The sequence below is a fragment of the Acidobacteriota bacterium genome, from assembly GCA_040752675.1.
Taxonomy (GTDB): domain Bacteria; phylum Acidobacteriota; class Polarisedimenticolia; order JBFMGF01; family JBFMGF01; genus JBFMGF01.
Map to the genome: position 1 here is coordinate 1 of JBFMGF010000077.1, position 2,436 is coordinate 2,436.

The 2,436-nt window shown below is 50.1% G+C and carries 3 protein-coding genes; 1 reads left to right on the forward strand and 2 read right to left on the reverse strand.

The features are described from left to right. The coding region (locus AB1756_07450; GenBank protein MEW5807163.1) for a DegT/DnrJ/EryC1/StrS family aminotransferase at positions 1 to 1,169 on the forward strand (1,169 nt) is incomplete at its 5' end. Between the two features lie 25 nt (positions 1,170 to 1,194). Here AB1756_07450 and pyrE read toward each other — a convergent pair. Further along, positions 1,195 to 1,737 carry an orotate phosphoribosyltransferase gene (gene pyrE, locus AB1756_07455; GenBank protein ID MEW5807164.1) on the reverse strand — a complete coding sequence of 181 codons (543 nt, stop codon included), beginning with the start codon at positions 1,735 to 1,737 and terminating at the stop codon, positions 1,195 to 1,197. 49 nt (positions 1,738 to 1,786) lie between these two features. Beyond that, entirely contained in the window at positions 1,787 to 2,098 is a 312-nt protein-coding gene (locus AB1756_07460) for a hypothetical protein (GenBank protein MEW5807165.1), read from the reverse strand. Positions 2,099 to 2,436: the final 338 nt, after the last annotated feature.

Sequence of the window (2,436 nt, forward strand, 5' to 3'; positions counted from 1 at the left end):
ATAAGAAATGGAAGGGAGAAGAGGTGGTAAAAATAGATTTCGTCGATCTCAAGGCGCAATTCGGCGAGATAAGAGAAGAGATATTCAAGGCAATAGAAGGGGTCATTGATAGCCAGCACTTCATCCTGGGGCCGAGAGTAGAAGAGTTCGAGTACAACGTCGCTGCTTATTGCCAGGTGAAACATGCGGTGGGGTGCGCTTCCGGAACGGATGCCCTCATCATTTCCCTGGCCGCCACAGGAATCGGAGAGGGAGACGAAGTCATCACAACCCCCTTCACTTTTTTTTCCACTGCCAGCTCCATAACCAAAGTGGGGGGAAAACCCGTTTTCGTGGATATTGAGCCTGCTTCCTTCAACATCGACCCCTACCGGATCGAGCGAGCCGTCACCTCCAGGACAAAAGCTGTCCTCCCGGTTCATCTATTCGGACAGATGGCCGATATGGATGCCATCCTGGAGATTGCAAAGCGCAGAGATCTCCTAGTGATAGAGGATGCCGCGCAGGCACTGGGAAGTAAATATCTCGTTGAGAAGAGCGGTAACTGGAAGAAGGCTGGAACTCTGGGCACAGCCGGGTGCTTCTCCTTCTTCCCGACGAAAAACCTGGGTGGATTCGGCGATGGCGGGATGATGGTCACCGATGACGATTTACTGGCCGGGAAAATGAAGCTGCTGCGTGTGCACGGGAGCGCGAAAAAATATTTTCATAAGATGATAGGATGGAACAGCCGACTCGACGCCATCCAGGCTGTGGTCCTTGACGTAAAGCTGAAATACCTCGACCGCTGGTCCCGTGAGAGAAGGGAGAATGCAGACCGCTACGATGCTCTCTTCAGGCAAACCGGGCTTATCGAGGATGGTTTCATAACTATTCCAGCACGCTTTCAGAAATCGTCCCACATCTTCAATCAATACACACTCATGGCGAAGGAGAGGGACCAATTGCGGGATCATCTCGGCTCAAAGAAGATTTCCACGGAGATCTACTACCCCATCCCCCTCCATCTTCAGGAATGCTTCAAGTATCTGGGCTACCGGGAGAACGATTTCCCGAACTCGGAGAGGGCGGCACATGAAGCGCTCTCTCTTCCCATCTACCCCCGCCTTCCGGTGCAGAGTCAGGAGATGATCGTCGAAACCATCTCTGGCTTTTATCGAAAAAAATAGACCGCGGATCGCTTCGCTAAATCATTCAGGAGGGGAGAATCTCGGAGCGGCGAAAGATGGGGTAGAAGTTGTAAGGTTTCAGGAGTACCGCCCCTCCTTCTTCCCTATCCACGAGGCAGATGACCGCCACGATTTCAAAGCCTGCCTCTTTCGCCGCCTCGATGGCGGACAGCGTGGAGCCAGCCGTCGTGACCACATCATCAACAATGATGACCTTTGCGTTGTCCCTGACATTTCCCTCGATCCGGCGCCTGGAACCGTGTCCCTTTGGATCCTTCCTCACGATGAAGGCAGGCAGGGGCTTTTTCTCCATGAAGCTGACCGCTGCTACGGCGGAGACGATGGGATCGGCGCCCAGCGTCAATCCGCCGATGGCATCCGCTTGAATCTTGTTCTCATCAATGATCCGCAGGATCTCCCTCGCAACCAGATAGGAGCCCTCGGGAAGGAGTGTTGTGAGCTTGCTGTCGAAGTAATAGCTGCTCTTCTTACCGGAGGTGAGTGTGAAATCTCCAAAAAGAAGAGAATTCTCTTTGAGAAGTTGAAGCAGCCTATTCCTGTTACTCATGATAACCCCCTGCTTCGAAATAAAATTTAATTGTGAAATTGTCGCGCAGCTATTTAAATATCTTCTTGATCTCCTGTCCGGGGTCCTCGCTGGTGATGAGCTGAACTACCTGCTTCCGGCTGATGTTCTTATCGAGTAGCTTCACGAGGTCCACCATGGTCAGCTCGTCCTTGAAGAAGGCGTCGATCTCTCCTGATTCTTTTCCCAGTTCCGTGATGATCTCCCGGATTTCCTCTTTCTTCATCGAGATGCTTGACAGGGCAAGCAGCTCCTCATCGGTCAGCTTTTCAAAGATGTTTTCTTTCATAGTCTGGCCCAGTTTCGATTTCTTTCTTGCCTGCTTCTTTGCTCTTGACGTCATACAGGAACCCTATCCATGTACCGCTAAATTTTCTTTCCCTGCTCCCCTCTTCGTGCACAGTGTCATGCTGATCTATTGGATTGCTCTGAATGACTTTAGATATTATATGAAATCGCTCCATTATTCAAGATGTTTTATAACTGTTCGCGCTCAAGCCGCATAATATGTCAAAAAAGAGATTACTTGCTTTTATTAGAAAATAAAATTATTATTATTGAGCTTCGTAAAAAGAATGGAGCATTCTCATATTTTTAGCTATAATTGGGGGTATGAGACCCCAAGGAACCCCCCAACAACTGGAGAAGCGACGCCGACAGGCCATCCAGTTGTTGAAGCAA

Coding starts and splice junctions, on each gene's coding strand:
- pyrE (MEW5807164.1), bottom strand. CDS start 1,737: ATGAGTAACAGGAATAGGCTGCTTCAACTTCTCAAAGAGAATTCTCTT.
- AB1756_07460 (MEW5807165.1), bottom strand. CDS start 2,098: ATGACGTCAAGAGCAAAGAAGCAGGCAAGAAAGAAATCGAAACTGGGC.